This window comes from Streptomyces sp. NPDC093544 (genome assembly GCF_040683495.1).
Lineage (GTDB): Bacteria > Actinomycetota > Actinomycetes > Streptomycetales > Streptomycetaceae > Streptomyces.
In genome coordinates, this window is sequence record NZ_JBFBEA010000010.1 from 242,649 (window position 1) to 264,221 (window position 21,573).

At 69.1% G+C, this 21,573-nt stretch carries 19 protein-coding genes and 1 pseudogene; 4 read left to right on the top strand and 16 right to left on the bottom strand.

The window, feature by feature from the left end; genetic code table 11:
• Positions 1–322 precede the first annotated feature (322 nt).
• Positions 323–478 (top strand): annotated as a pseudogene (locus AB0N66_RS17605) (DUF3533 domain-containing protein); the annotation flags it as partial.
• Positions 479–686: 208 nt separating this feature from the next.
• Here the strand turns inward: AB0N66_RS17605 and AB0N66_RS17610 are convergent.
• The 12 genes from AB0N66_RS17610 to AB0N66_RS17665 all read right to left on the bottom strand — a co-directional run bounded on the left by AB0N66_RS17610 (position 687) and on the right by AB0N66_RS17665 (position 14,300).
• Complete coding sequence (locus tag AB0N66_RS17610; protein ID WP_365435089.1) at positions 687–1,769, bottom strand: S1 family peptidase; 1,083 nt, start codon at positions 1,767–1,769, stop codon at positions 687–689.
• 277 nt (positions 1,770–2,046) lie between these two features.
• Positions 2,047–2,925 carry a slipin family protein gene (locus tag AB0N66_RS17615; protein ID WP_365435092.1) on the bottom strand — a complete coding sequence of 293 codons (879 nt, stop codon included), beginning with the start codon at positions 2,923–2,925 and terminating at the stop codon, positions 2,047–2,049.
• 176 nt (positions 2,926–3,101) lie between these two features.
• Positions 3,102–4,004 carry a S1 family peptidase gene (locus tag AB0N66_RS17620; RefSeq protein WP_365435095.1) on the bottom strand — a complete coding sequence of 301 codons (903 nt, stop codon included), beginning with the start codon at positions 4,002–4,004 and terminating at the stop codon, positions 3,102–3,104.
• A 440-nt stretch (positions 4,005–4,444) separates the two neighbouring features.
• On the bottom strand, positions 4,445–5,227 hold the full coding sequence (locus AB0N66_RS17625) for a DUF1684 domain-containing protein (RefSeq protein ID WP_365435098.1): 783 nt from the start codon (positions 5,225–5,227) through the stop codon (positions 4,445–4,447).
• A gap of 4 nt (positions 5,228–5,231) precedes the next feature.
• Positions 5,232–6,530 carry an NtaA/DmoA family FMN-dependent monooxygenase gene (locus AB0N66_RS17630; RefSeq protein ID WP_365435101.1) on the bottom strand — a complete coding sequence of 433 codons (1,299 nt, stop codon included), beginning with the start codon at positions 6,528–6,530 and terminating at the stop codon, positions 5,232–5,234.
• Positions 6,527–7,606, bottom strand: coding sequence for an LLM class flavin-dependent oxidoreductase (locus AB0N66_RS17635; protein WP_365435103.1), 1,080 nt, complete (start codon positions 7,604–7,606; stop codon positions 6,527–6,529). The genes AB0N66_RS17630 and AB0N66_RS17635 overlap by 4 nt, the downstream gene beginning before the upstream one ends.
• A 69-nt stretch (positions 7,607–7,675) precedes the next feature.
• A complete protein-coding gene (locus AB0N66_RS17640) occupies positions 7,676–8,653 on the bottom strand; it encodes an ABC transporter substrate-binding protein (protein ID WP_365435106.1) in 978 nt (325 codons plus the stop codon).
• Positions 8,654–8,730: 77 nt separating this feature from the next.
• Positions 8,731–9,483 (bottom strand): amino acid ABC transporter ATP-binding protein, encoded by a 753-nt coding sequence (locus AB0N66_RS17645; RefSeq protein WP_365435287.1) that lies wholly within the window; start codon positions 9,481–9,483, stop codon positions 8,731–8,733.
• An 83-nt stretch (positions 9,484–9,566) separates the two neighbouring features.
• Complete coding sequence (locus tag AB0N66_RS17650) at positions 9,567–10,448, bottom strand: amino acid ABC transporter permease (protein WP_365435109.1); 882 nt, start codon at positions 10,446–10,448, stop codon at positions 9,567–9,569.
• A 101-nt stretch (positions 10,449–10,549) separates the two neighbouring features.
• Positions 10,550–12,385 carry an FAD/NAD(P)-binding protein gene (locus tag AB0N66_RS17655; RefSeq protein ID WP_365435112.1) on the bottom strand — a complete coding sequence of 612 codons (1,836 nt, stop codon included), beginning with the start codon at positions 12,383–12,385 and terminating at the stop codon, positions 10,550–10,552.
• Positions 12,382–12,588, bottom strand: coding sequence for a hypothetical protein (locus tag AB0N66_RS17660; protein WP_365435115.1), 207 nt, complete (start codon positions 12,586–12,588; stop codon positions 12,382–12,384). The genes AB0N66_RS17655 and AB0N66_RS17660 overlap by 4 nt, the downstream gene beginning before the upstream one ends.
• A gap of 527 nt (positions 12,589–13,115) precedes the next feature.
• Positions 13,116–14,300 carry a DUF5685 family protein gene (locus tag AB0N66_RS17665; RefSeq protein WP_365435118.1) on the bottom strand — a complete coding sequence of 395 codons (1,185 nt, stop codon included), beginning with the start codon at positions 14,298–14,300 and terminating at the stop codon, positions 13,116–13,118.
• 290 nt (positions 14,301–14,590) lie between these two features.
• Between AB0N66_RS17665 and sepF the strand changes: the two genes are divergently transcribed.
• Positions 14,591–15,031, top strand: a complete 441-nt coding sequence (gene sepF / locus AB0N66_RS17670; RefSeq protein WP_365435121.1) for a cell division protein SepF — start codon at positions 14,591–14,593, stop codon at positions 15,029–15,031.
• Between the two features lie 65 nt (positions 15,032–15,096).
• On the opposite strand, the gene AB0N66_RS17675 is transcribed toward sepF, so the two are convergent.
• Positions 15,097–16,287 (bottom strand): acyl-CoA dehydrogenase family protein, encoded by a 1,191-nt coding sequence (locus tag AB0N66_RS17675; RefSeq protein WP_365435124.1) that lies wholly within the window; start codon positions 16,285–16,287, stop codon positions 15,097–15,099.
• A gap of 179 nt (positions 16,288–16,466) precedes the next feature.
• A complete protein-coding gene (locus AB0N66_RS17680) occupies positions 16,467–18,059 on the bottom strand; it encodes an MFS transporter (RefSeq protein WP_365435127.1) in 1,593 nt (530 codons plus the stop codon).
• 372 nt (positions 18,060–18,431) lie between these two features.
• On the opposite strand from AB0N66_RS17680, the gene AB0N66_RS17685 reads away from it, so the two are divergent.
• Complete coding sequence (locus AB0N66_RS17685; protein WP_365435130.1) at positions 18,432–18,824, top strand: hypothetical protein; 393 nt, start codon at positions 18,432–18,434, stop codon at positions 18,822–18,824.
• A gap of 116 nt (positions 18,825–18,940) precedes the next feature.
• On the opposite strand, the gene AB0N66_RS17690 is transcribed toward AB0N66_RS17685, so the two are convergent.
• Positions 18,941–19,717, bottom strand: coding sequence for a helix-turn-helix domain-containing protein (locus tag AB0N66_RS17690; protein ID WP_365435133.1), 777 nt, complete (start codon positions 19,715–19,717; stop codon positions 18,941–18,943).
• Positions 19,718–20,117: 400 nt separating this feature from the next.
• Between AB0N66_RS17690 and AB0N66_RS17695 the strand changes: the two genes are divergently transcribed.
• Positions 20,118–21,149 (top strand): phosphatase PAP2 family protein, encoded by a 1,032-nt coding sequence (locus AB0N66_RS17695; RefSeq protein ID WP_365435135.1) that lies wholly within the window; start codon positions 20,118–20,120, stop codon positions 21,147–21,149.
• 106 nt (positions 21,150–21,255) lie between these two features.
• Here AB0N66_RS17695 and AB0N66_RS17700 read toward each other — a convergent pair whose 3' ends face one another.
• Positions 21,256–21,471, bottom strand: coding sequence for an I78 family peptidase inhibitor (locus AB0N66_RS17700; protein WP_365435138.1), 216 nt, complete (start codon positions 21,469–21,471; stop codon positions 21,256–21,258).
• Between the last annotated feature and the right edge of the window lie 102 nt (positions 21,472–21,573).

Below are 21,573 nucleotides of genomic sequence, written 5' to 3' on the forward strand. Positions count from 1 at the left end.
CCTCCATCACTCCGCCCCATTTCAGCCATAAGCCCGATACGTCTATCGTACTCTCGTTCGATTATCTTAGCCTCATCAGCCCCGGTCAGCGAGCTTATTCGAACTCCTGATCGCATCCGGAGTGCCCGCGTCGATGGCGGAAACAGCTGTCCTCCCGTCACCTCCGCGACCGGGCCGCGCAGTTGGGTGTCGCCGCCCTGCGGAGCACGCCCATACGTCCACCACGATGAGCTTCGTCACGCGACGGAGGGCGCGGAACGGAGCCCCGCCAGGCACCCTGGGACGCAAACCGGGGATCCCGCCGACGACGCCCCGGGCTGGACTCGGCCCCGCCCCCCAGCCGGGCACGGGCGCCTGGGTCGCCCGCTCGATCGCGTACTTCAAGGGCAATGACATGGCCGGGCCGCTGTTGGTGCTCTCGGCGTGGGCGGTGGCGGGAAGCGCGGTGGCGCTCCTCGCGGCTTCGTTCCGCAAGAAGCGCCACACCGAAGCGGACACGGGGGCCGCCGCCACACCTCAGCTTCCGTGGGACGCCACACCCACCCGGACGAAAGCTCTCGTAGGACGCGCACAGCCGAAAGTCCCGCCCCCGCAATCTGCCCGGGGACGGGACTTTCGCCTCTTCAGCGAAACCGCCTCTTCAGCGAAACCGTCTCTTCAGTGAAGCGGTCTCTTCAGTGAAGCCGTCAGCCGATGGACGCCCCGAAGGCCGAGAGCGCCTCGGTGACCGGCTGGAAGAACGTCTCGCCGCCCGAGGTGCAGTCGCCGCTGCCGCCGGAGGTGAGTCCGATCGCGGTGGAGCCCGAGAAGAGCGAGCCGCCGCTGTCGCCGGGCTCGGCGCAGACGTTGGTCTGGATGAGCCCGTTGACGATGTCGCCGTTGCCGTAGTTCACGGTGGCGTCCAGGCCGGTGACCGTGCCGCTGTGCACCTGGGTCGTCGAACCGCTGCGGGTCACCGACTGGCCGACCGTCGGGTCACCCGCCTGGCTGATGGCCTGCGCGGACCCGTTGTAGAGGTCGACCTCGCTCGGGTGGGCGACGTCGGAGGTGTACTCGACCAGGCCGTAGTCGTTGTCCGGGAAGCTGGATCCCGCGTTCTCGCCGATCACGTTGCCGGACGAGTCCGACCAGGTGGAGATCGCCTCGGTGCAGTGGCCGGCCGTGATGAAGTACGGCGCGCCGTCCTTGACCACGTTGAAACCGAGCGAGCAGCGGCCGCCACCACCGGAGATGGCGTCGCCGCCCGCGATGAAGGGCTTGAACTCCCCCTTCGTACGCTGGAGTTCGGCCTTGGAGCCGAGCCCGTCGACGACCTCGGTCAGCTTGGCAAGTTCGGCCTTGGAGACCGTGCGGTCCGCGGTGACGACGACCTTGTTGGTCTCCGGGTCGGTCGCCCATGAGGTGCCGGGGATGGTCGCGTCCTTCTGGAGCGTCGTACGAGCGCTCGTCAGCTCGGCGAGGGAGTGCTCGACGATTCTCGCCTGGGCGCCGGTCGCCTGGACGGACTTGGCGGCGGCCTCGTCGAGCACGTTGACGACGAGAAGCCTGGCCTTCGCGTCGTAATACGTTCCCGCCGCGTCGGCGCCGAGGTCCTTGCCGAGGGTCGAGGCGAGCTTTCCGGCCGCCGCGATCGAGAAGGTCTGCGGAGTGGGGGCCTGCGGGGTCTCGCTGGCGTTCGCAGTCTGGAAGGTTACTCCCGCGGCGATCAGTGCGGTGATTCCCGCACCCGCGATGGCGGCACGCCGCCTGGGTATGCGTCGGTGCTTCAACTTACGTCCTCCTGTGGGGGACCGACCGGGAGGTTGTGGGGACCTCTCCGGCCGGAAGGTGTACGGACATGAACCCGCAGTACAGCAAAAAGCCGCGTCCATGCCAACAGTTCGACGCCCACTATTCCGAGGTGTACTGGGGGCACACAAGGTCGACTTCAGGACTCACGTGCACCAAGGGGCGTACACCCCCTGTGACTTGACTGTGTGTGGTCACTCCACCTGGGTTCGCTGTGCAAACACTGCGTGCGAGTACCTGTTGTGCAGTCTGTGAGGTCTAGTCCTGTCTGGTTTTCGACCCTTCGGCGTCCGATTCCCCCGGGGCCTCGCCGGGCGGGAGTTGCTCCTGCACCGGTTGCTGAGGAACTGCCGCCGCGGGTGGCGCACTCGGCGTACCCGGCTGCGCCCGTTCCAGGAACCGCAGCAGTTCCACCGGGAAGGGCAGTACGAGGGTGGAGTTCTTCTCGGCCGCGACCGCCACCACCGTCTGCAGCAGGCGCAGTTGGAGCGCGGCGGGCTGCTCGGACATCACCTCTGCGGCTTCCGCCAGCTTCTTGGACGCCTGAAGTTCGGCGTCGGCGTTGATGATCCGGGCGCGGCGTTCGCGGTCTGCCTCGGCCTGCCGGGCCATCGACCGCTTCATCGTCTCGGGCAGGGACACGTCCTTGATCTCGACCCGGTCGATCTGCACACCCCAGCCGACCGCCGGGCTGTCGATCATCAACTCCAGGCCCTGGTTGAGCTTTTCGCGGTTGGAGAGCAGATCGTCGAGATCGCTCTTGCCGATGATCGAGCGGAGCGAAGTCTGCGCCATCTGCGAGACCGCGAACTGGTAGTCCTCGACCTGGATGACGGCGTCGGCGGCGTCGATCACCTTGAAGTAGATGACGGCGTCCACCCTGACCGTGACGTTGTCCCGGGTGATGCCGTCCTGCGCGGGCACCGGCATCGTCACGATCTGCATATTGACCTTACGCAGCTTGTCGACGAAGGGCACGATCATCGTGAACCCGGGGCCACGCACCGACGAGCGCAGTCTGCCGAGCCGCAGCACGACGCCCCGTTCGTACTGTTTGACGACACGGGCACCGGCCATCACATAGACCAGCCCCACGGACGCGACGGAGACTCCCGCCGCCACCAGCTCCTCCACCATTACGGCCCCCAGGGTCCGAAGTGGGCGCATCAGGCATGTACGTCGACGGTAACTCCGTCACCCGAGCAAGGGCGAGCCCCCGCACGTCAGTTGCGTGCGGGGGCTCGCCTTCTGCTGGCTGCAGGTCAGGTCGCGCGAGTGCCGGTGCGGTGGTGTGTGCCGCTCTGGAAGACGGTCTAGAAGACGCTGACGCCGTAGGCGCTCAGGGCCTCCACGACCGGCTGGAAGAACGTCGTGCCGCCGGAGGTGCAGTTGCCGCTGCCGCCCGAGGTCAGACCGTAGGCGATACCGGAGCTGGAGTAGAGCGAGCCGCCGGAGTCGCCGGGCTCGGCGCAGACGTTGGTCTGGATCATGCCGTAGACGATGTCGCCACCGCCGTAGTTGACGGTCGCGTTGAGGGCGCTGACCCGGCCGCTGTGCGTGCCGGTGGTCGAGCCGTCACGGTAGACCGTGGCGCCCACGGCCGGGGTGCCCGCGCTGGTGATGTCCACACCACCGGCGGTGCCCGCCTTGGCGACCGTGGTGTTGGTGTAGCGCACCAGGCCGTAGTCGTTGGTCGGGAAGCTGGAGCCCGCCGTGGTGCCGAGCGTCGTGGTGTGACCGGAGTTCGACCACCAGGTGCCCGCACCGTCGGTGCAGTGACCGGCGGTCAGGAAGTAGTACGTGGTGCCGCTGCGGACGTTGAAGCCGAGGGAGCAGCGCCAGCTGGTCGCGTAGATGGCGTCGCCGCCCTGGATCAGCTTGTTGAACTTGCCGGGGACGTGCTTGATCTCAAGGGCGCCGGCGTTGTCGCCCGCGGTCGCCTTGATCTCCGTGATCTCCGCCGCGGAGACGGTGCTGTCGACGGTGACGACGACCTTGTTGGTCTTCGCGTCGACCGCCCAGGCGGTGCCGGGAACATCGGCCTTGAGCACCGAGGCGCCGGCGCTCTTCAGCTCGGACGCGCTGAAGGGCTCCGCGCCGCTCGCGCTGGAGGTGGGGATGGTGACAGCAGCTGCGGCCACGAGTCCGGTGGTCACGGCGATCAGCCGGATCCGTCTCGCTATACCGCTGCGGGGGGTGGTGCGCTTGATCCTCACGTTCGTCCCTCCGAGGGGGGTGTCGGGGGCCCGCGTGGGGTCGGGGCCCGTGAGGCGCAGCCAGGGACACCCCTGCCCGGATTCCGGACAAGCCGTGCTCCTGGGAAGCGCTGTGGGGGAGTATTCGGCCGCGCGACTGATGGGCGCAAGGGCGCCTTTCGGTCATGCAGGGTTCAACTGCCCGACGACACAAGAGGGTTGATCTTGCGCCGAACATACCCACGAGCTACGCGTGTTGACAGGCATTGACCATGTCACCGCAGTGACCATCGCCGAGTGCCGCCCTCAGGGGGCACGGCCACCGGGCGAGCGGCGCACTGGCCGAGAATGGCGTGTTCCTGTCATGCACACAGCCGTCTCACAGAGAGATACGGTCCGGCCACGCGAACGCGCGCCGACGAAGACCACCGTCGGCGCGCGCAGACCGGAAACCGGACGACTCAGAGCAGGTTCCGCTCCCCCGCCGCGATCGCCGTGCCCAGGGTGTTCCCGGGCGGCGGGAACGGGCAGATGAAGTGGTCGGCGAAGGCGCACGGCGGGAGCACGGCCCGGTTGAAGTCCACCGTCGTACGCCCCTCGGCGTCGGGCGCCGCCGGCCGCAGGAACCGGAAGCGGTAACTGCCCTCCCCACTCGTGGAGTCGGCGAAAACGGCCCACAGTGAGCCGTCGCTCTCCACCGAGACCTGGAGCGTGAGGTCCTGTCCGTCCAGGGTGAAGGCGAGCACCCCGCCGAGCCCCAGACCGCGCGCCCGCCCGTCCGCGTTCTCGACGCGTACGGTGCGACTCTCGCCGTACGGCGTGAAGTGCCCCGGCACCGACCAGCGCGGATCGTACTCGGTCGCCTCGATGCCCTTGAAGGCCTGCCGCGCGGTTGAGCCGGGGTCGAAGTCGCGTACGCCCCAGATCCCCTCCCGCACGAGCACGACGAAGCGGCGCTCGCCGTGCCCGACGCGGGCCCCGTCCGCCGGACCGAGGTCGGCGCCGAGCGTGACCTCGCCGGTGAAGAGCTCCCCGCCGAGAGTGAGACCGTCCTCGGCCGTCGCCGTCAGGACGACCGCGTCACCGCCGGCGGCCCACCGTCCCGGGATACCCGGAAGTTGCCCCTCCGGATAGTCCTCGATCCAGTAGGTGCCCGTGAGCGCGAGCGGTCCATAGGGCACGGACACCGTCTCGGTACGGTGCTCGTGCCAGTGCTTCCAGTCCTCGGATGCGTCCGTCGTCATGTGATCAACCCTTCCACACCGGATCCTGCAACCCCAGGTGTGAGCGCAGCGTCGTGCCCGTGTATTCCGTGCGGAAGGCGCCACGCTCCTGGAGCAGCGGCACCACCCGGTCCACGAAACCGTCGAGACCGCCGGGTGTCAGATGCGGTACGAGGATGAAACCGTCGGCGGCGTCCTTCGTCACGAACTCGTCGAGCTCGGCGGCGACGGCCTCCGGGGTGCCGATGAAGGACTGCCGGCCGCTCGCCTCGATCACGGTCTGCCGGATGGACAGCCCCTTCTCGCGCGACAGGGCCCGCCACTTCTCCGCGATCGCGGAGGGGTCGGCGACTTTCACCCGCCCCTGGACCAGGGTCGATCCGGGCTCCGGGTCGATGTCCGGAAGGGGCCCGTCGGGGTCGTACGAGGAGAGGTCGACGCCCCAGATCTGCTCCAGCGCGAGGATCGCGTTCTGCGGCGAGACCTGCAGGCGGCGGATCTCTGCGGCCTGCTCCTGAGCCTCGGCGGCGGTGTCGCCGAGCACGACGGTGACCCCGGGCATGATCTTCAGATCCTCGGGCGCCCGGCCGTACTTCGCGAGCCGCCCCTTCACGTCGGCGTAGAACTCCCGGCCCGCCTCCAGCGTGCCGTGCCGCGTGAAGATGACGTCGGCGGCGGACGCGGCGAACTCGCGGCCCTCGGGCGAGTCCCCGGCCTGGATGACGACCGGGTGCCCCTGTGGTGAGCGCGGGACGGTGAACTCGCCCGCGATGTCGAAGTGTTGACCCCGGTGCGCGAACGGCCGGGGCAGTCCGTCGGGCGTCCAGGAGTCCCACAACTCTCGCGCCGTGGACAGGAATTCGGCGGCGCGTGTATAGCGGTCAGCGCGGTCCAGGTAGCCGCCGCGCCGGAAGTTCTCGCCGGTGAAGGCGTCCGAGGAGGTCACCACGTTCCAGGCGGCCCGGCCGCCGCTCAGGTGGTCCAACGTGGCGAACCTGCGGGCGAGTTCGTACGGCTCGTTGAAGGTCGCGTTGACCGTGGCGGCGAGTCCGAGCCGCTCGGTGACGGCCGCAAGCGCGTTGAGCACGGTGATCGACTCGGGCCGTCCCAGCACGTCCAGGTCATGGACGCGTCCCCGGTGCTCACGCAGCCGCAGCCCCTCCGCGAGGAAGAAGAAGTCGAAAAGACCGCGCTCGGCGGTACGCGCGAGATGCTCGAAGGACGCGAAGTCGATCTGGGACCTGGACCGGGGATCGGCCCAGACGGTGGTGCTGTTGACGCCCGGGAAGTGCGCGGCGAGATGCACCTGCTTGCGTACGGTCATGACGTTCCCCCTGCCACGGCGTACTGGTTGGCGGGCCGGCCAAGCCCCAGGTGCTCCCGGAGCGTGCTGCCCGGATAGAAGGTGCGGAACAGGCCGCGGTGCTGGAGCAGCGCCACCGTGCCGTTGACGAACCGCTCCAGGTCACGGAGGGGTTCGACGGGCGTGAGATGGAAGCCGTCGGCGGCCTCGGCCTGGTGCCAGGAGGTGATCAGGTCGGCGAGATCGACCGGACCGCCCCGGTACAGCGGGCCCTGCGCGGTCTGCCGGGGTCCGCCGCCGCCGTGGCCCGGCTCGGCCGCGTGCTCGCCGTCACCGAGGTCGACGGTGAGCCCGGCGAGGACCCGCAGATCGTCCGGGTCCCGCCCGAATCTCGCCGCTCCGTCCCGCAGTTCGGCCCGTACGGCACGAGCCTGCGCCGGGCCCGCGACCCGTACGAGCGCCACGTCGGCGTACCGGGCCGCGGTCTGCCGGGCGTGCCCCTCGGTCGCCTCGACGACCCGGACGGGGTGACCCTGCGGGGGACGCGGCACGATCGAGGGGCCCTTCACCGAGAAGGTCGGGCCTTCGAAATCGACGTAGTGCAGCTTGTCCCGGTCGATGAAGCGGCCGGTCGCCTCGTCGCGTATCTCCGCGTCGTCCTGCCAGCTGTCCCACAACCGGGCGGCCACGTCGGCGACTTCGCCGGCCTCCCGCCACAGCGCGTCGGCGGGCGCGGCATGCCGCCGGCCGAACAGCCGCGCCTCACCCTCGGACGTCGACACGTCGATCTGCCAGCCGGCCCGGCCCCGGCTGACCCAGTCGAGGGTCGCCACGGCCGCCTGGACGTGAAAGGGCTCGGTGTGCGTGGTGGTCACGGTCGGCACCAGCCCGACCCTCCGGGTGACGGGCGCGACCCGTGCAAGGACGGCGAGCGCGTCGGGCCCCGGACGCGCGAAGGTGTCGCCGAGCGTCACGAAGTCGAGCGCCCCACTCTCCGCGAGTTGCGCCAGCTCCACATGGGAGGCGGCATCGTAGGCCGCCTGCTGATCGAGGGCGGCGGCCAGGTGCAGAAGCCCCCGGCCGTTCGGTGCGGTCATTGAGTGGGACCTTTCAGCGGGGGTACGGGGGCGACGGGATCTGTGCGGATCCCGTCGCCCGCGGGTGGACTACGACTCGGTCTTCGGCAGACCCGGAGGGTTGATCTCGGACTTCTCGACGGCCTCGGTCGTCAGCCCCCAGCGCTTGAGCACCTCGGCGTACTGGCCGTTCTCGATCACGTGGTCGATGGCGGCGGCATAGGCGTCCACGAGGCCGCTGTCCTTCTTCGTGGTGGCGGCGATCTTGCCCTGGAGCTTGTCACCGGCGCCGGAGAGCGTGCCGACGATCACGGTCTGGCCGGCGGACGCGACGTGGTAGGCGGCGGACGGACTCGGGCCGAGGTAGGCGTCGATACGTCCCGACTGGAGCGCCAGGTAGTAGTCCGTGTCCTTCTGGTAGTACTTGATGTCCACGGGCTTGAGACCGGCGTCCTCGTTCTGCTTGCTCCAGTCGACGAGGATCTTCTCCTGGTTGGTGCCGGAGGACACGGCGATGGTCTTGCCCGCGACGTCCTTGGGCTCCTTGACCGTCCAGTCGACGCCCTTCTTCGCCTCGAACGCGATGTTGTCGAGGCGGTAGGTCGCGAAGTCGTACTTCTCCTTGCGTTCCTCGGTGACGGTGACGTTGGAGAACACGGCGTCGAACTTGGCGCTGTCGAGCCCGACGAAGAGGTTCTCCCAGGAGACCTCCTCGTTGTCGAGCTTGAGACCGAGGATGTCCGCGACCAGCGTCGCGATGTCGATCTCCGAGCCGATCCGGGTCTTGTCGTCGGTCGCGTAGAACCCGAGTGGCGGCGAGGCGTCGGCACTCTGGCCGAGCTTCAGCGTGCCGCGCTCTCTGATGGCCGCCGGCACGAGCGCGGCGATCGAGTCGACCTTCTTGCCCCGGATGCGGTTCTGGTCGGGGCTGATGTTGATGTTGCCGACCTTCTTGGTGTCCGAGCCGCCCGTCCCGGTGGCCGCGTCAGTGTCACCACCGCAGGCGCTGAGCAACGGTGCGGCGGCAAGGGCGGCGATGGAGGCTGCGAAGGTACGTCGGGACAACATGAGCGAACTCCTATGAGGGTTAAGGGATTTGACGAGCCGTTTCAGAGAGATCAGAAAGAGCAGAAAGAAACGGGGCTTCAGAGGACCTTGGACAAAAACGCGCGGGTCCGTTCGTGCTGTGGCTTGTCGAGTACGTCGCCGGGGGCGCCCTGCTCGACGACGCGGCCGTCGTCCATGAAGACGACGGTGTCGGCCACCTCGCGGGCGAAGCCGATCTCGTGGGTGACCACGATCATCGTGGTGCCCTGGTGGGCCAGGTCCTTGATGACGTCGAGGACTTCACCGACCAGCTCGGGGTCGAGCGCGGAGGTCGGCTCGTCGAAGAGCAGCAGCTTCGGCTCCAGGGCCAGCGCGCGGGCGATGGCGACCCGCTGCTGCTGACCACCGGACAACTGCTTCGGGTAGGCGTCGGCCTTGTCGGAGAGCCCCACCCGGTCGAGCAGTTTCCGCGCGGCCTCGACAGCGTCCTTGCGGGGCCGCTTCAGCGCGGACACCGGCGCCTCGACGATGTTGTCCAGCACGGTGAGGTGCGGGAAGAGGTTGAAGTTCTGGAAGACGAAGCCGATCTGGGTGCGCTGCTTGAGGATCTCGCGCTCGCGCAGCTCGTACAGCTTGTCGCCGGAGCGCCGGTAGCCGACGAGGGTGCCGTCGACGCTGATCCAGCCCTGGTCGACCTTCTCCAGATGGTTGATGGTGCGCAGCAGCGTCGACTTGCCGGACCCGGACGGACCGAGGATGACCGTGACCTCTCCGGTCCCCACTTCGAGGTCGACGCCCTTGAGCACTTCCAGCGAACCGAAGCTCTTGTGGACGGACTTGATGTCGACCATGGCCGCCGTCTCGCCCTGCGTGTCCTCGTCCTGACCCTTCTCCTGACCCTGACCCTGACCCTTGTCCTTCGCGACCGTGGCGCTCATCGCGTGGCCCCCTTCGAGAAGTGTCGTTCGACGTAGTACTGGAGGATCGAGAGCGCGGTGGTCAGGAGGATGTACCAGGCGGTGGCGACCATCAGGAGCGGCACGACCCGGCCGTTGCGGCCGTAGATCACCTGGACCTGGTAGAAGAGCTCGCCGATCGCCATCACGGAGACGATCGAGGTCCCCTTGAAGAGGGAGATCACCTCATTGGCGGCGTTCGGCAGGATCGAGCGCATCGCCTGCGGCAGCACGATCCGCCGGATCTGCCGCAGCTTCGGGATGCCGAGCGCGGCAGCCGCCTCCAACTGCCCGCTGTCCACGGCCAGTACGCCGCCGCGCACGATCTCCGCCGCGTACGCCGCCTGGTGCAGCGCGAGCCCGAGCACGGCCGCGCTCATGGCCCCGACCAGGTCCATCGTCGGGAAGGAGAAGAAGCCGGGCCCGAACGGGATGCCGAACTCCAACTCCTGGTAGAGGTAAGCCAGGTTGAACCAGAAGAGCAGCTGCACGATCAGCGGGATGGAGCGGAACGCCCAGATGTAGGCGAAGGCCACGCCCTTCAGGAACGGGCTGGCCGACAGCCGCATGAAGGCGAGCACGACACCCAGCGCGAAGCCCAACGCCGTGCCGTAGAAGGTCAGTTGAATGGTGACCCAAACCGCCTTGAGTACCACGTCCGCCGTGAAGTACTCGGCGAAGACATTCCACTCCCAGCCGGCGTTGGTGGCGAGTCCGTGCACGAACTGCGCGAGCAGCACGGCGGTCGCGACCACGGCGGCCCAGCGCCAGGGGTGCCGGACGGGCACGACCTTGAGCGCGCCGAGGTCCTCGGGTTCGGTGGCCGTTTTCGTGAGGGGTGGATCACTGGTCAGGGACATGAGGGTTCCTCGGAGGCGTGTTGGGACGTGAGCGGAACGCCGGGCGGGTACGGCGGGTCAGGAGACGGAGAAGCAGGGTCGAGCGCGTCGGGGTCGGAGCTTCAGGCCACGGCCCGACAGGACAGCGCGCGCAGGAACGCCAGCACGGCACGCGCCGCCGCGTCGTTCTGCCGGAAGGCAGGCCCCCCGGTACGCGGCCGGGTGAACGCCCCCGAGCCGCGCGCGTCGGTGTGCGGGCCGAGCGCGAAGCGCCGGGGGTGCGGGGTGCCTGAGCGGTCCAGGACCCGGCCGTCGACGGGGTCCACGGCGAGCAGCCCCTCCGGAGTCGCGGCGGCCCCGTCGGCGTACAGCTCGCGCAGCAGCAGGTCGCTGGTGCGCTCGACCGTGGGGTGCGGCAGCCGTGCCTCGACGAGCGCACGGGCCTCGACCGTCGCGCCGGGCACGGTGACACTGCCGGCCCGGAAGACGCCGTCCTCGGCGGTGACGGTCATGTCGGCGCCCACGAACTTCAGGATCCCGGCTCGCGACAGCGCCAGCATCTGGTGCAGCCGAGGCCCGGGCGGCCCCGACGCGAGATAGCTGAAGAAGCCGTGCCACCACGGGCCGATGTCACCGAGCCGGACCAACTGGCCGTATACGGAGAGCAGTCCGAGGAAGACGGCCAGGTCCGGGCTGTTCGACGGATCGTGACGTCGCGTCAAGTCGCCTTCGATGTAAGCGCGCAGTCCGTTCTGGAGTTCCTCGTACGAGGTGTGCCGCACTCCGTCGAGCGGATGGTCGAGGGCGGTGAGGTCGAGCCGGTCGGCCGGATCGGGCACAGCGGATATCACCAGCGCCTGGATCTCGGCGGCGTCCCCGGCCGCGTACTTCTCCTCGAAGTCCGTCCAGGCCATCCGCGTCCGCTCGGGGTGGGCCGCGAACAGCCGGTGGTAGTGCGCGAACCCCAGCTCCTTCTCGATCAGCGGCTGGACATCCCGCCGGAAGTCGAACCCCTCGGGCCGCGCGAGCAGCCCGTCGATCTCGGCGGGCCCCAAGAACCTTGGCAGCGGCGGCCGTTCGCCCTCCCAGTCGTAGCCGATCTTGGAGTGGTAGGGAACCCCGCGCCGGGAGCCGACGTACAGGACCGGCTCACGCCCGGACGGGAGGTATGCCTCCCCCTCATGGCGTCCGCCGCGCCCCTCCGTCAGCAGCACCATCAGGTCGACGAAGGCGAGCCCGAAGCCGCGCACGAGGACCGGTTCGCCCGATTCCAGCGCGGCCAGGTCGCTGTCGGCCGTGAAGTCCGGCGGCAGGTGCACCAGTCCGTGGCGTTCGGCGTACGCCGCCAATTCCCTCTGTTCGTCGTCGAGTTCGGCGTCGAGGTGACCGAGTGCCAGGACCACCAGGTCGGCGTGGAGCGGCTGCGACAGGCCCTCGAGCCACACCCGCTGGCGACCGCCGCGAGGCCCGGTGACGCGCAGGGCGCGGCGCGGGTGGTGCTGGACCCGGACGCCCGACGGCAGGGCGGCCACGGCCCGTTCGTACACCCAGCGCAGATACGTGCCCTGACGCTGTCGGTCCGCGAAGACCCGCCCGTCGAGGCCCGCCCACTCGTTCAGCGTGGGGCCTTCGAGCACCGGCCCGTCCATGGCCACCGTCTCGTCGGTGAACATCGTGACGTCCTGGGCCTGCGAGTTCATCCACAGCAGCGGAGACTGCTCCTCGCGCCAGATGCGTCCCCCGCCCGGCGGATAGGGATCGACGAGATGGATGTCGAAACCCCCGGAGCCCTGCGAACCCCCGGAGCCGTCATGGCCACCGGAGCCGTCAGAGCCTCCAGAGCCCTCGGAGCCCGGCGCACCCGAATCGCCGTACAGCTCAGGCAGGTTGGCGACGATCCGCTCCAGGACACCGGTCCCCCGCGGCCCGGCGCCCACGATGACGAGCGACGGCCTCATCGGCCCGCTCCACGCATGCGAGCAGAAGGTGGCGACATCGCAACGCCTCGTGTGCGATCGCTGTCGACGACGCCGATGCAGGCGGCCTCATGCAGAGGCAGGCCGGCGATGGCGGTCCGCTGGCCGAGACGGCGCTGCCGGACGATGCGGAAGGGCGCCGCACCTTCCGGTGCGGCCGCCTTGGTAAGGGTGTCGGACGACATGCGAAGGCTCCGTGATGCGTCGAGTCGAACACGGTGGTGCCTTCACACGGGGCCGCACGGTCACGAGGACCGAACAGACCACACAGGGCGTCACAAGGACGCCCCCACGGCCGAGCCCCTCAGCATGGCCGTCCGTCGAGAGTACGGGGCTGTTTCCCCCCACTGTCAAGGGTGTCCACACTGTGAGCGGTACGTCTCATGTCGGTTGACGCGGAAACGGATGCCTGTTCCACTTGCTCCATGCATTCGCAGCAGTGGCTGGTCACGCGCTCCCACATCGACTTCGGTCGAGTGTGGTCCTCTTCCTGTTGAGCTGACCGCCTGCGCCCTTTCTGACGGGCGCTTTCTGCGTTTTCCCGGCGCCGCCCGAGCGCCGCTGCCCACGCCTTCACACGCGTATCCCGCGCCCCCCTCGCGCACACAACTCACTTTTCTCAGTGCCATCCGCCCGCTTCCTGCCTCCGGCGGCGGGTCGCCCGACCCCCGCCGACGCCGACGCCGACGCCGACGCCGACGGGGAGCGTCCCTCAGCAGCCGCAGTCACACCCGCAGTCGCACCCGTCGCAGCAATTGCCGCAGCAGTCACCACAGTCGCAACAGTCGCCGCACCCACTGCAGTCGCAGCAGTCGCCCTGGCTGCACAGCCCTTCTTTGCGTTCCCGGCTCCACGGATCCTCGTACTCGCCACAGCACATCTGGCACGTACAGGCCAACCCCGCCCACACCAGGCAGCCCACGACGAGCCCGCGCCGGTCGCGGCGCGGCGGCTCCGGAGGAAGCGGCGGTCCACCCGGGCCACCGGGCGGCGCGTACGGTCCGGCCGGCGGGCCGTATACATCCGCCCGGTGTGCGCACGAGCTCGTGCCGAAGGCTCGGTCCACGGAGTTCCGCAGCTCGTGCGCGAGCAGAACGTGCGCCAGCCTGCTGTCGGTGAACTCGACCTCACGCAGTGCCAGCCGTATGCCGTGCAGCGCGTCATCGGCGAGCCGCCGCGCCTCCACGAGCGACGTACCGGTTCCCGTCAACGGGTTCCACGCGCCCGACGCGGCGTCAGTTTCCCTGTCCTCCACGGCATCCAGGAGATGCGCGAGCCGCCCGAAGAGCCGCCCGGCCTCGGCGAGCGGCACGGCGTTGCCCGGGCGCCCGGCGAGGACGGCGGTGTGCGCGAAGGCCGCGGCGGTCGCGGTCTCGGTCGGCTCGGTGACCGTCAGAATCGGCGTCCCGAGCCCGGCCAGCGCCTCGACATCGATCTGGCGGTCCACGGCGTCGACCAGCACAGCGGTGTCGAATCCGACCTCCGCGCCGGTACGTGCACCCGCGCGCCCCCAGCTTTTGGCGACCCGGCGCGCGGCGAGCGCCACCGGCCTGCGCGCCAACAACCCGTCCCCGTCCGCCACGTGGTCGCGCACCTTGGCCGACGCCAGCACCAGCGAGACGGCGGCGGCGAGCCGCGCGCCCTCGCCCTGCGCGACGGACGCCGTCCGCATGCCCCGCAAGGGACAGGGCCCCGCCGTACGCCGCCACCCGGTGGCGCGCTCGGCCTGAGCCTCCGTCAGAACCGAGACCAGCAGCCCGTCATAGTTCGTGACCACCCGGGCGAACTGGCCGTGGTCCCCGCGCAGCGCGAGGCACAGCCCGCACAAATGCGCCATCCACTGGGCCTTGAGTCCTTCACCGAGGCGATGGCTGCAAGGCCGCACTATCCCGAACACGACACTCCCCCGTGATGTGTACGAAGTTGAGGTGCGGCATCGTATCGACCACCCCGTTCACCCGTACGCACCACCCGTCACCCAAACGCCGTCGAGAATCATATTTCACTCTCAGTCAGCAGCCGTACACAGCAAGACCCTTGGGATACGCGGGCTCTCGACGTATTCGCTGTGCACCAGTACCGTCACGAAACCCCCGCGCGGCGTCTATCCCCTTGGCGCTACATCCGCATCATGGACGACCATGGGGATGCGGAAAGCAAGACAGACCGCTGTGAGAGGAGGCGTCCATGGGATCGGTGCGCAAGGCGAGTGCCTGGCTTGGCCTCGTAGACGACAACGATGACGAGCGTTACTACGACGACGACAACTACGCCGAGAGCCAGGAGACCGGCAATGCCTGGGTCACCGACCCTCGCGTGAAGGTCGCGTCCGAGACGGCGGAGGAGAAGGGCCGCCGGATCGGCACGGTCACCCCGGACAGCTTCCGGGACGCACGCGGAATCGGCGAACTCTTCCGGGACGGCGTCCCGGTCATCATCAACCTCACGTCCATGGAGCCCGCCGACGCCAAGCGCGTGGTGGACTTCGCGGCCGGCCTTACCTTCGGCCTGCGCGGCACCATCGAGCGGGTCGCCACCCGCGTCTTCCTGCTGACCCCTGCCAACACGGAGATCGTCAGCGGCGAGGCCGCGAGCCGTCCGGCCGACGGTTTCTTCAACCAGAGCTGAGGCAGGGCCGCTCACCGGCCCTGCCTTGCCGGGGTCCTTGCGGGTTCTTCCGGAGTCGTGGGTTCTTACCGGAAGGCATCGAGTCCGGTGAGCGCCTTGCCCAGCACGAGTTGATGCATTTCCACGGTGCCCTCATAGGTGAGCACCGACTCCAGGTTCGTGGCGTGCCGCATCACGGGGTATTCGAGCGAGATGCCGTTGGCGCCGAGAATGGTGCGGGCGGTCCGGCAGATCTCGATCGCCTCCCGCACGTTGTTGAGCTTGCCGAAGCTGACCTGCTCCGGGCGCAGCCGCCCCGCGTCCATGCGCCGCCCCAGGTGATGGGCGAGCAGAATTCCCTTGTGCAGTTCGACCGCCATGTCGGCGAGCTTGGCCTGGGTGAGCTGGAAGCCGCCGATCGGCCGCCCGAACTGCTCACGCGTCTTCGAGTATTCGACGGCGGCCTCGAAACTGGCCCGTGCGGCGCCCATCGCCCCCCACACGATCCCGTACCGCGCGTGCGACAGACAGCCCAGCGGCCCCTTCAGCCCGGTGACCTCCGGCAGCACGGCATCGGCGGGCAGTCGTACGTCGTCCAGGATCAGCTCACTGGTGACGGAGGCCCGCAACGACCACTTGTGCTTGATCTCCGGAGCGGAGAACCCGGCCGCGTCGGTGGGCACGACGAACCCGCGGATCCCTTCATCGGTCTGCGCCCACACCACGGCGACCCCGGCGACGGACCCGTTGGTGATCCACATCTTCCGCCCGCCCAGGACCCAGTCCCCGCCGTCGCGCTTGGCGTACGTCCGCATGGAGCCCGGGTCGGAACCGTGGTCGGGCTCGGTGAGTCCGAAGCATCCGATGACCTCGCCGGCGGCCATGGAGGGCAGCCACCGCTGCTTCTGCTCCTCGGACCCGAACCGATGGATGGCGTACATCGCGAGCGATCCCTGCACGGACACGAGCGACCGGATCCCGGAGTCCGCGGCCTCCAGCTCCAGGCAGGCGAGCCCGTACTGCACCGCGCTGGCCCCCGCACATCCGTACCCCTCGAGCGACATCCCGAGCGCCCCGATCCCGCCCAACTCCCGCGCCAGCTCCCGGATCCCGGGCAGCTCCCCCTGCTCGTACCACTCCGCGACGTAAGGCAGCACCCGGTCCGTGGCCCACGCCCGCACGGTGGCTCGGATCGCCAGGTCCTCCGCGTCCAGGAGATCGTCGACACCCAGGGGATCGGCGGGGTCAAAGGGGGGCAACTTCGAGGACGCGGACATGGCACAGCCTCCGGGACTCTAAAACTAGCGCCGCTAGTTACAAATGCGGTGCCGACGTTACGGCGCAGTGTCCCGCACGTCCAGGGGTCCACGAACCCGCAGCCGCCGACGGCGGGCGACCCCCACGGGAGACGGGCACCTCTCAACCAAGCCGCACAGGCGGTGCGCGGGCGGGAGAACTACACAGGCACGCGGGACTCCGCGACCTGCCTGGGCGCGGGGATCTCCGCCGGAGGCGCCTCGCACTCCATGACCCGCGGCAGCCGCAACGCCATTACGGCCCCGAGCAGCAGCAACCCCGCGCTGACCAGCAAGGTCACATGCAGTCCGTGCACGAAGGAGTCCCGAGCCGCGTGGCGCAGAGCCGCACCAGGATGCCCGCCGAGCCGCGCGGCAACCTCGTACGCCTCTCCCAGCGAGTGCCCCGCCGCCTTGGAATCGGAGGCCGGAACCCCCGGGACCGACGACAGCCGTGGCGTGTACGCCGCGTTCATCACACTCCCCAGGAGCGCGATGCCGATCCCGGCGCCCAGCTGGTACGACGTCTCACCGATCGCCGCGGCCCCGCCGGCCTGCGCCGGTGGAGCCTCGCTCAGCATCGACTCGTACGCGCCGAAGAGCGTCATCTCCAGCCCGAAGCCGAGCAGCATGAACCCGAAGAGCAGCAGTCCCGTGTTGTCGTGCCCGCCCATCGGGGTGAGCGTGATGACCGCGGCCGCGGTGATGCAGAACCCGGAGCAGACCATCGTGCGCGGCCCGAACCGCCGCAGCATCTTCGCCCCGCCGAGCCCGGCCGCCATCGCGGCGACGGTGAGCGGCAGCAGCCGCAGCCCGGTCTGCAGCGGCGAAAGACCGAGCACGAGCTGCAGGTACTGGGCGGCGATCAGCTCAAGCCCGACCAGGGCGAGCATGGCGAGCACGATGCAGCAGACGGACGTACTGAACGCGGGCCGCGAGAACATCCGCAGATCGACCAGCGGATGCTCGCGCCGCCGCTGCCGCCGTACGAAGGCGAGCATGAGCGCGCCGCCGGCCAGCAGCGTCACCAGCGTGAACGGGCTGAACTCACCCCCTCCGAGCTGCTTCACACCGAGGACGAGCCCGAAGAGTGCGGCGGCGCCCATGAGCGCGCCGACGACATCCCAGGGTCCCTTCCCGTCGCCCTTCGACTCGGGCAGCAGCAGTCGCCCGATGGGCAGGCTGACCAGCATCAGCGGAATGTTGACGAGGAAGACGGACCCCCACCAGAAGTGCTCCAGCAGAAATCCGCCGAGGAGCGGCCCGATCGCGGCGCCGACGGCGGCGACGGCGCTCCAGATGCCGATCGCGAGCGCCCGCTCCCGCCGGTCGGGAAAGACCTGTCGCAGGATGGAAAGCGTCGCGGGCATGATCATCGCGCCGCCGACGCCGAGCAGGGCGCGCGCGCCGATGAGCACCTGCGCGCTGTCGGCGAGGGCCGCGAGTCCGGAGGCGACGCCGAAGAGGGCGTACCCGAGGAGGAGGATGCGGCGGCGGCCGACGCGGTCGCCCAGCGTGCCGAAGAGGATGAGGAGCGAGGCACAGACGAGCGGGTAGACGTCGACGATCCAGAGCAGCTCTATCCCGCCGGGCTTGAGGTCCTCGGTGACGGCGGGCACCGCGACATGCAGCACGGTGGCGTCGAGGGCGACGAGGAGCAGGCTGACGCAGAGGACGACGAGGACGACCCAGCGGTTGGCACCGGGCCCGGCCTCCTGACGGCGTCGCACAGCGCCCGTAGTCGTCCCGGACATGTACTACCTCCCAGATGTTCCCTCGCGTTCGGCGGGACCGCGGGGTGGGGACTCCCTGCGGTTGCGGCCTGGGAGAGCGGAATCCCGGCCCACGCAACAAAGGCGAGTGAGCCGTCAGCGTACGCGAGTTCTCACCGATGACGCGTGGTGGACCTCTCACGTTCCTCACACCCGGGTGTGGCGTACGCCACGCTCCCCCGCATCCAAGCACGCCCCATACCTGCACACCCGTCTCCACAGTCCACTCCATGCACAGAACAGTCGACTTGCCGCTAACGACTCCTTGGGGGTGATCACGACAGGCTGGTGGAGCAACGGACGCCAGGTGGTTCTGGCGTCTTGACCTTGGAATCGTCCTAACGAGGAGTACGCATGCGAGCAAAACGAATCCTTGCCCTCGTCGGAACACCGGTCGCGGCCGTAGGCCTCCTGCTCACCGCGGGAAGCCCGGCACTCGCCGTGGACCACGAGATGCACACCGACGACAGCGACCCCGGCGGCCGGGTCCAGTTCACCGCGGGCGGCGACATCGTCAGGGTCGACGACCTGGAGGCGGACGGGTATGCCGCCAAGCTGGTCGTCTACAACCCCAACGGGACGACGCGATACACGATCCAGGCAGGCAGCGCGGGCACCAGCAAGACCGTGCGGGCCAGCGACGGCGGTGCCTACGACCTGACCGAGGACACCGCGTACAAGTTCACGATCTGCCTGCACAAGACCAGCGGCGACTCCTACTGCGACACCGCGGTGTGGGCGGGCTGACGGCGGCCCTGAGCGTCGGCTGATCCGACGCGGTACCGGCGGACGCGCAAGCGCCGCCGGTACTTTCGCGTGCGCGCCCACGGCTGCCGACGGGCAACGGACAGCCGAGCACCCGTCTATACCGGCAGGCCGAGGGCTCGGCGCCGGTAGTCGCTGGGCACGATGTCGTAGGCGGCACGAAAGGTGCGCGTGAAAGCGGCGTGCCCCCTGAAGCCCCAACGGACGGCGATCTGGTGGACCGGCACGTCCCGCAGCCGTGGATCGGTCAGGTCGCGCCGGACACCCTCCAGGCGCTGATGCCGGATCAGCGTCGTGACCGTGGTGTCGCGGGTCCGGAAGAGACGGTGCAGGTAGCTCACGGAGATGTGGTGGGCGGCGGCGACGGCCCGCGTCGACAGGTTCGGGTCGTGCAGGTGCTCGCGGACGAAGGTCTCGACGCTCAGGAGCAGACTGCGCTGACCGGACTCGTCCGGTACCTCGGCGGGGGTATCGACGTGATGGGCGAGCGCCGCGGCCAGCAGGTCCAGGGCCACCGCACTCAGCCGGGCGACATCGGCGGGCCGGTAGGAATCACGGTCCGCGGTCACGCCGCTGAGGAACCGGGCGAACAGCGCCCCCGTCCCTTCCTGTCCGGACAACCGCGTCACCAGCAGCCGGTCGATCTGCCGGGTCGAGAGCGGGAGCATCGCACGGGGCACATGAGCCCGCACCACGGTGGCTCTCTCCTGGCCGGCGATCCGCACGCTTAACGGCCGCGAACTGTCGCACAGCGCGAAGTCCCGGGTGCCCAACACCGCCTCACGGCCGACCTGGGTCACCCTCAGCTCCCCCCGCTGAGCGAACACCACCGAACACAGCTTCGGCACCTCGCCGCGTAACACCGTCTCGATCATCTTCCCCCCGTGCGTTTCCCCTCCGAAACCTGGTCGGCATCCATACTTCCCGGGCCATCCGTGACATGTCCACCTAATAGAACCAGCCGAGCACACCGCCATGTTCGCGACATTGCCCCTGATAGCGACCCGCAGACGGGTGAGCGACCCTCGGCCCAATGATCAACTCTGTGACGCCGGGTGAGCGGGCGGGTAATTTCACCCAATCTTCAGGTGAACGGAAATACAAGGGCTGCAAATCGAACTCACACCTGATCAATGGAATTGAAGGGTCCAGCCATGGCGGATTAGTGATTCATTGGAAATTGACATCATCCTGAGAGGAATCCCACATCACATCGTCATCACAAAGCGAGTGATTCGACCTGGAACACAGCTCACTCGCTGTAACGTCGATTGGGTGCGTACCAAACGATTGCTGACTCGTCTTGACCGGGTCTTCGCCCGGCTGGACCGTGAGCCGGAACGACCGGCCCACATCGATGTGCCGGTCATGAACCGGCACAGGGTCGTTCTCTTCACCGCGACTCTGGCCTTCTACGTGGCCATCGTGTGGGCCGTCGTGATCACCTCATGGCTGGTCCGGCTCGACTGGCAAGTCATGTTCTTCCGCCCCTATCAGCAGTGGCCGGAGATCCACGCCTTCCTCGACTACTACGTGGTACTCGGCCAGCGCGGCCCCACAGCGGTGATGGTCACCGCCTGGCTGGGCTGGCGCTCCTGGCGGCAGCACACCCTGCGCCCACTGCTCACGCTGGCCGCCTCACTGCTGCTGCTGAACATCACGGTCGGCGCCGCCAAGATCGGCATGGGCCGCCTCGGTCCGCACTACGCGACCACGATCGGCTCGAACGAGATGGGTCTCGGCGGCGATATATTCCCGTCGGGTCACACCGCGAACGCGGTCGTGACCTGGGGAATCCTGGCCTATCTGGCCTCAACCCCGCAGGCCAGGCGATGGCTGTCCGCGATCTCCGCCGTGGTCTCCCTGGGCGTCGGTCTGACCACCGTCTACCTGGGCACGCACTGGCTGAGCGACGTGGTCCTGGGCTGGGCGGCGGGCCTGCTGATCCTGTTGGCACTGCCCTGGTTCGAGCCGCTGATCGCCCGTGCGGAGGTCTGGATCTTCGCCCTGCGCGACAGCTGGAGAGCACGTCGTGCCCGTACCGCGCCCGAACCGGCGGGCTCTCCCGCCCCAGCGCCGGTGGGCGCACCCGTCATGGTCACGCAGCCCACCAGCGTGGAAGGGGACATGCCGGCCCGCGAGACGGCCGCCCCCCGCGCGCCGGTGACCCTGGCTCCCGGCCCGCACACGACACGCTCCGAGCGCACCCCGGTCACACCGGTCGGCAGCCGCCGCCCGCCACAGCCGGACCGGGTGCCGCGCACAACCACCACGAACCCCTCGACCCGCCCCGTGACGGGGCCCTGAGCACACAGAATCCGCGGGGCCGGTACGCACAGCCTCTCCCCGCACCGCGAAGGCCCCCGGCTCCTGAAGAGCCGGGGGCCTTCGCGCATGGCGTCGACGGCGCCCGTCAGCCTTTCCAGCAGCGGGTCACCCTGCCGTCGCTGACCTCGAAGTTCAGCCGCCCCGCGCGGTACTCCATGGTGATGATCGTCCCGGGCGGCAGCGAGCGCACCGTGGACCAGCCGTGCTCGCGGGCACGACGCTCGGCGCTTCTCGCCTCCAGCCCGACATAGGGTTCCGTGCTGTCCTGGGGCTCTGCGGGAGGAGTGGGAATGGGTGCCATGAACGCCACGTTAGGCGGCCCTCCCTCACCGGGGAAGCCCGACCCCGCACCATGCCTCGCTTATCCCTCTCCGGTCACACTTCTGTCACAGGATCACGGCAC